This window comes from Azospirillum rugosum (assembly GCF_017876155.1).
GTDB classification, from domain to species: Bacteria; Pseudomonadota; Alphaproteobacteria; order Azospirillales; family Azospirillaceae; genus Azospirillum; species Azospirillum rugosum.
The window spans coordinates 1-6,654 of sequence record NZ_JAGINP010000054.1; the positions used below are offsets into that span (position 1 = coordinate 1).

Below are 6,654 nucleotides of genomic sequence, written 5' to 3' on the forward strand. Positions count from 1 at the left end.
CGGCGGCGGACGGCGTGCGCCAATACAACCCTACGCTGAGTACCTCCGCTCGGCGACCAGACCGCTCGTTACCCTGGTGAATAAAGGCGGCTAGATGCCCTTCGGCGCCGAACGCTGAGTGAAGGAGCGGTGAAATGGCTCTGACCGCCGTCCAGGTCAATCCGCCGGCCGACGCCTACCTCGGCGGTTTGCGGGCTGTGATCGCTTCCGTCTCCCCCGCTCTCCTCGACCGGGATCGCTGGGGGTTCCAGACACTAAAAGAGGTTGTGGCATTGACGAGACATCACACCTTTATAGTAGAAGCGACTCGGGGGCAGAGCGGATTTCCATCCGGCCGAGCGCAGATCAAATCTCGTCCGACGTTTTTCTGCGTGGAATTGGTTATGACTTCACCATCGTTCCCGAACCATTTCGGACCGAACTGAAGGCTTTCTTTGCTTGGCGACTAGCCCGGCCCCAGCATCGTTCCCGTGATCCACACTGCCGTACGGTTCGGCTGATAGCGTTCTGCCATCAGCTTTCTGCCAATCCCACATCCCTACCCCGGCTGATTGATTACGGACATCCTATAGAGTTTGGAGCGGGAAATGGAAGCTCCCCGCTTCGGAATATTATGGAACTATGGTTGAACGAGGTTGGGCTGAGCACGACAATCGACACTCCGGAAGCCATTACGCGTGATGAAAGCGGTTCTCGCGTTATTACTCGACATAACTACCGCTGCCAAAACAGCATGCCCGCCAACGAGCTGGCCTTTATCTTGGTTCTGCTGCGGGAGCGGATGAAGCCTCTTGAGCGGCGTGATCTTATCCTTATGCGGGATCTCTACCCCGAAGAGGAAATTGCTGAGGCCCCGCGAAGAGAGTCCTATATTCATTTCTACGGATTCCGGCTGGATTGGCTACGCCATGCCGCTCGCCATTTCATTCTCAGCAAGATCAATCACCGGGAACTTCGCCCAACATCATTGCCGGGGTTCATTTCGCGCCTTCAATTGCTTGAAACCTGCTTACGCGAAGAGCATGCCGATCCTCAAATCGAGCACGTTACCGAGTCCTTTATTAGGGAACGCTTCCTGAATTGGGGGAATACCCGCAAGTGCGTCGGCAAGAACTGGTACGCCGACGTTTGCAATCTCGTTCGCTACGCCTCCTGTTACTTGGCCGACCGCGGTTGGCCAAACCTCATGCTGGACAAGCGCGATCTCCGCCGTGTCGAAGGCATGTGGCCTGGAGGACGTGGCTATCAGTTGAAGGTGACGGAGCGCACCATACCCGATGATATTATCGAGCAGATGTTCCAGAAGCTCGACAGTCTCGACCCCGTCCTGAAGCGCCTTCTCATTCTTGGCCGCTACACCGGCATGCGGAGTGCAGATCTTCACGCCCTCGACTTCGACTGCCTGAAGGACGATCCTGACGATCCACGCTTTATGATTCTGACGTTCTACCAATCCAAGGTGCAACGCTGGAACACCAAGCCTCTTCTGAGGGAAGACGCCGCCCACGCGCTTGTAATCATGACCATTCGCGAGCAGCAGACCGAGGTGCGCCAGCAATGGGAGCATGAGACAAAGTATTTGTTTCCGACACGAACCGGCGACGGCGAAACGACCCTGACCGGCGGCTATACACGCGATGCCATCAAGAAATGGATGCTTACGGAAGGCATCCGCACCAAGGATGGAGTTTTTTGGGAGTTCGGTTGGCATGGCTTGCGGCATTTTCATGGCACCGAACTGGCGCTGCAAGGCCATGACATTGCGCTGATCCAGATGGAACTGGGCCATGGCTCCGCTGACATGACGATGGTTTACATCAACCGCCGCCTGCACCTGAAAAAGAAGGCCTTGTTGGAGAAGGGCGGCGGCCGATTCATCGACATCAAGGGCCAAGTGGACAACAAGATGGCGGCCCTTGCCGTGCGCCGGGATGCCACGCTGGCCGTGGATGTGCCTGGCGGCCTGTGCTCCCTACCTGGCCAACTGGGCGAATGGTGCGAGCACAACCGCGCCTGCATGACTTGCATCCATTTCCGCGCAGACGTCGATCAACTGGCTTTCTTCGACCAGGAGTACGCGGCCATTACCGACACCATCGCCCGTTTGAAGCAGGAGGTTGCCGAATACCGCCAGCAGGGACGGACTCGCATGGCGGAGATTGGCGAAAAGCGGCTGGCGCACAACCAAGCTCTGTTCATAAACCTCACCACCATCATCGCGACCATCAAGGCAGAAGGCAGCTACCGTGGCGACACTCGCAAATACCAGCGGCCTACGGGCAGCAACGGAGGAGAAGCGCATCCGCAAGCGCCGGGCCGTTGAGGCCGCCATCCAGGACATGCGGCACGCCGGCGAGGCGATCACCTTCAAGACTATCGCCGAGAAAGCCGGCGTCAGCCGCGAATACCTCTACCAGAACTTCAAGGCAGACATCGAGCAGCTGCGGACAGCGACGCATAACCGGCGCATCGAGATGGAGGGCGAACCGGTGCCAATGCGCACCGCCCGCCGCTCGGCCACCATCGAGGCGGCGTTGCGCAACAAGATCACGCGCTTGGAAGAGGAGGCCACGGAACTCCGCAAGCAGAAGACTGCGCTGGAGCGCCGCTACGAAAGGGCCCTGGGCGAGGCCGAGGAATGGCGCCAACGGCATCAGCGCGCCTTGGCAGAACTGCTGGAATTGCGCGGACGGCTGATCCGGAACGACGGCTGATGAGCGCCGAGCCTGGGGCCGCCGTAGCGCACCCCAGGACAGTTTCAAGTTCGGCGGCGGCCATCGGCTCCCCAGCCTGTACCGCAATACGAGGCTAAACCAACTCCTGAAACCCGCTCAAGTACGGCGTTCAAATACCCTCTTTATTGCTAACCATCCTGCTAAGTGGACATGTCAACAGCGTGTTAGATCCTGAATTTCAGCCACTTCAGCGCACTTCCTACAGGTAAATGGAAAGCAGGCCCTACGGGATCGTGGAATCCATGTTCTCACCGCGTTCTCACATCCCGGACAATCTGATCACTTTCGTGTAGTGACCCCGTCCAGGCGCTGCAGGGGCGGGGCCATGTCGTCGCGATGACCGGCGACGGGGTGAACGACGCACCGGCGCTGAAGCGGGCCGACGTCGGCGTCGCCATGGGCCGGAAGGGCACCGAGGCCGCCAAGGAGGCCGCCGAGATGGTGCTGGCCGACGACAACTTCGCCTCCATCGCGCGGGCGGTGCATGAAGGGCGGACGGTCTACGACAATCTGAAGAAGGCCATCGTCTTCCTGCTGCCGATCAACGGCGGCGAATCCCTGAGCGTCATCATCGCCATCATGGCCGGGCTGACGCTGCCGATCACGCCCCTGCAGATCCTGTGGGTGAACATGGTCAGTTCCATCGGGCTGGCACTGGCACTGGCCTTCGAGCCGCCGGAGCGCGACGTGATGGGCCGTCCCCCGCGCCCGGCCGGCGAGGCGCTGCTGTCGCGCTTTCTGGTCTGGCGGATCGCCTTCGTCTCGATGCTGATGACGCTGGGCATCTTTGGCATGTTCAAATGGGCGCTGTGGCACGGCGCCGACGAGGCGACGGCGCGCACGGTGGCGGTCAACACGCTGGTCGTCATGGAGGTGTTCTACCTGTTCAGCGTGCGCTTCCTGCGCACGGCATCGCTGACCTTCCAGGGCGTGCTGGGAACACGGCCGGTGCTGATCGCGGTTGCCGTGGTGACGGCGCTCCAGCTGGTCTTCACCTACGCGTCATTCATGGAAGCGCTCTTCGACACCCGGCCTCTGGGCGTCGCGCAGGGGCTGCCGGTTCTGGCCGCGGGTGTCCTGCTGTTCGCGGTGCTTGAGATCGAGAAGCTGATCCGTCGCCGGCGGGGCAGCCGGTCGCCATGAAGGATGCGCGGCCACCGGCCGCACGCCCATGTCGGCAACGCTCGGGAGGGTGAGAACAGTGGCGTTTCTGCACCAGTCGATTTTCTACGAGATGGCCGCGCTGCTGGCGTTGGCATCCCTGATAGGCCTGCTGGGGCTTCTGCTCCGCCAACCGCTGATCGTCAGCTTTATCGGGGTCGGCATCATTGCCGGGCCGAGCGCGCTGGGGTTGGTGCAGTCGACCGAGCACATTGAACTGCTGGCTGAGATCGGCATCGCCGTTCTGCTGTTCCTGGTCGGTCTGAAGCTCGACGTGAAGCTTGTCCGCACGCTGGGCGCGGTGGCACTGGCAACCGGCTTGGGCCAAGTCGCCTTCACGGCGCTGTTCGGCTTCTTTCTCTGCCTGGGGCTGGGGCTCGATGCCGTCACCAGCGCGTATGTGGCGGTGGCCCTGACCTTCTCCAGTACGATCATCATCGTCAAGCTGCTGTCCGACAAGCGCGAGATCGACTCTCTGCATGGCCGAATCGCGCTGGGCTTCCTGATCGTGCAGGACCTCGTCGTGGTCCTGGCCATGGTGGTTTTGTCGGCGTATGGCATGAGTGCTGGAGGGAGCCGGTCGGGCCTTGGTTTCGCCGAGGTGGCAGGCAGCGGCATTCTGCTGCTGGGGACAGTCGGGCTGTTCATCCGCTTCGGAGCGGAGCGGCTTCTGTCCCGCATCGGCACCATGCCGGAATTGATGGTAACGTTCGCCGTCGCCTGGGCGATGCTGCTGGCGGCGGTGAGCGATTGGCTTGGCTTCGGCAAGGAGTTGGGTGGCCTGATCGGCGGGGTTTCGCTCGCGTCCACCAGCTTCCGTGAAACCCTTGCTTCGCGGCTGGCGAGCTTGCGCGACTTCCTGCTGCTGTTCTTCTTTATCGGCCTCGGTGCCCGGCTTGATCTGGCGAACCTCGGTGACCAACTCGGTGCATCCATCGTGCTGGCGCTCTTCGTGCTGGTGGGCAACCCGCTGATCGTACTCGCTATCATGGGGTACATGGGATACCGCAAGCGCACCGGCTTCATGGCCGGACTCACGGTCGCGCAGATCAGCGAGTTTTCGTTGATATTCATGGCAATGGGGTTGTCGCTGGGGCACGTTCAGCCGGAAGCGGAGGGGCTTGTGACTCTGGTCGGGCTCGTGACGATCACACTGTCCACCTACATGATTGTCTACTCGCAGCCGCTCTATGCCCTGCTCGAAGGACTGCTCTCCCCGTTCGAGCGCGCCGTGCCGCACCGCGAGGAGACTGCTGACGCCACCGACCCCGGCAGCCGCTATGACGTGATCCTGTTCGGGCTCGGCCGGTACGGGCGGGGAATTGCAAAGGGCCTGCATGCACAGGGGCTGACAGTGCTTGGCGTCGATTTCGATCCCGAGGCCATGGGACTGTGGCGGAAGGGCGGGCTTCCCGGCGTCTACGGCGACGTCAGCGATCCGGACTTCCTCGAAGCGCTTCCGCTGCGCCACAGTGGCTGGGTCGTGGTGGCCATTCCCCCGCACCCCCGGACCCTAAGCCATCACGACTTCCGCCTGTCGCTGCTGCAATCGCTACGGGATGCCGGGTTCACAGGGCGCGTTGCGCTGACGAGCACCGACAGCGCAGACGCCCGGCACATGCTCCAAGCCGGCGTTGATGTCGTCCTCAGCCCCTTCAAAGATGCAGCATCTCGCGGCGTTGAACGCATTGTCGAGGCTCTGGAACGCACAAGCGCTCTGGACGGGCCGCAGGTTGGTGGCCGATCCCACACACATGTGACCACTTCACCACTAAGCCGGCGGCGATAGCTCGTCTCACAAAATGCGAGCCGGCGTTCGGGATCTCGGGTCCGTCTCAAACACTGCGGGCCCCGTCTCACCGAATGTGGGCCAGAGCCCGCTTCCCGTCTCAGGAAATCCGGTCCCGGAATCGCTCAAAATCTCGGGTCCGGCCGCCGATGATCTCGGGCCGCTACACGTAGGTCTCGAAGAGCACTCGGTTCATCGCGCCCTTGATGATCCAGGGGGCGGTCAGGCCATCGCAGCGCAGGGCGGCGATAAAGGTCTGGGTGCCCCAGTGGCCGAAGGGCGCCTTGGCCTTGAACCGTTGGCCGCGCTTGGCCCGTCCGCGCAGCCGGGTCATCTTCGTGGTGGTGGCCGTCTCGTCGAGGAACACCAGCCGATCCGGCTCTTCGCGCATCCGGGGCTGACGGTGGCTGCGCCACGTCCGACGGTCTTCGGCAACGTCAGCGCGACCGGCCTCGCTTGCCAGCAGCGTTTTTTTTGACGCTGTAGCCGCGGGCGAGCAGGAAACGTGACAGCGAGGCGGGGTGGACCGTCACCCCGCGCTCGGCTTTCAGCTTGGCCGCCAGTTCCGGCATGGTGATCTCGCCTTGCTTCTCCACCCAGCCGATCAGAAGGTCGGCATGGGGGGCCAGTTTGCCGCCGCCCGGAGGGCGCCCCTGCCGGGCCGGTTCCAGCGTGCCCGTCGCCGCCATCCGCTGGGCAAGCCGCACGCTCGTGCTCGCGCTCACATCGAACCGACGCGCCGCCGCCCGACGCGAAACGCCTTGCTCAATCTCTCCGTAAATCCGAACCCGAAGGTCCGGCGAATAGCTGCGACCCATGATCCACCTCCAACAACGGTGAATCACGCCAGACGCCCAAGCGCAACTCTCGATTCAGCCCACGCTATTCATAGTGCCCTCACTGGGCTGATGGCGCTGCAACCGTGACGAGTCGGATTGCGGGGCAGATAGCTTGAGGCGGGCATGTGGC

Annotated in this window: 7 protein-coding genes; 5 read left to right on the top strand and 2 right to left on the bottom strand. The window is 62.2% G+C overall.

Going from position 1 to position 6,654, the window contains the following annotated elements:
- Nucleotides 1-134: 134 nt before the first annotated feature.
- From J2851_RS35315 to J2851_RS35335, 5 genes are all read left to right on the top strand, one after another.
- Nucleotides 135-425, top strand: a complete 291-nt coding sequence (locus tag J2851_RS35315; RefSeq protein WP_209774036.1) for a hypothetical protein — start codon at nucleotides 135-137, stop codon at nucleotides 423-425.
- A gap of 200 nt (nucleotides 426-625) precedes the next feature.
- Nucleotides 626-2,323: a tyrosine-type recombinase/integrase gene (locus tag J2851_RS35320; RefSeq protein ID WP_209774039.1), complete on the top strand. Its 1,698-nt coding sequence runs from the start codon at nucleotides 626-628 to the stop codon at nucleotides 2,321-2,323.
- On the top strand, nucleotides 2,247-2,714 hold the full coding sequence (locus tag J2851_RS35325; RefSeq protein WP_209774041.1) for a DUF6262 family protein: 468 nt from the start codon (nucleotides 2,247-2,249) through the stop codon (nucleotides 2,712-2,714). Before J2851_RS35320 ends, J2851_RS35325 begins: the two co-directional genes overlap by 77 nt.
- A gap of 330 nt (nucleotides 2,715-3,044) precedes the next feature.
- Complete coding sequence (locus tag J2851_RS35330; protein WP_370881335.1) at nucleotides 3,045-3,878, top strand: HAD-IC family P-type ATPase; 834 nt, start codon at nucleotides 3,045-3,047, stop codon at nucleotides 3,876-3,878.
- Between the two features lie 58 nt (nucleotides 3,879-3,936).
- Nucleotides 3,937-5,685, top strand: a complete 1,749-nt coding sequence (locus J2851_RS35335; protein WP_307421089.1) for a cation:proton antiporter — start codon at nucleotides 3,937-3,939, stop codon at nucleotides 5,683-5,685.
- A 163-nt stretch (nucleotides 5,686-5,848) separates the two neighbouring features.
- Here the strand turns inward: J2851_RS35335 and J2851_RS35340 are convergent, their stop codons facing one another.
- Both J2851_RS35340 and J2851_RS35345 read right to left on the bottom strand, forming a co-directional pair.
- Nucleotides 5,849-6,076 carry a transposase gene (locus tag J2851_RS35340; protein ID WP_209774046.1) on the bottom strand — a complete coding sequence of 76 codons (228 nt, stop codon included), beginning with the start codon at nucleotides 6,074-6,076 and terminating at the stop codon, nucleotides 5,849-5,851.
- 46 nt (nucleotides 6,077-6,122) lie between these two features.
- Entirely contained in the window at nucleotides 6,123-6,503 is a 381-nt protein-coding gene (locus J2851_RS35345) for a transposase (protein ID WP_209774048.1), read from the bottom strand.
- Between the last annotated feature and the right edge of the window lie 151 nt (nucleotides 6,504-6,654).

Bases quoted from the DNA above. Each gene is read 5' to 3' on its own strand.
- J2851_RS35345 (WP_209774048.1), bottom strand. From the start codon at position 6,503: ATGGGTCGCAGCTATTCGCCGGACCTTCGGGTTCGGATTTACGGAGAG.
- J2851_RS35315 (WP_209774036.1), top strand. From the start codon at position 135: ATGGCTCTGACCGCCGTCCAGGTCAATCCGCCGGCCGACGCCTACCTC.
- J2851_RS35340 (WP_209774046.1), bottom strand. From the start codon at position 6,076: ATGCGCGAAGAGCCGGATCGGCTGGTGTTCCTCGACGAGACGGCCACC.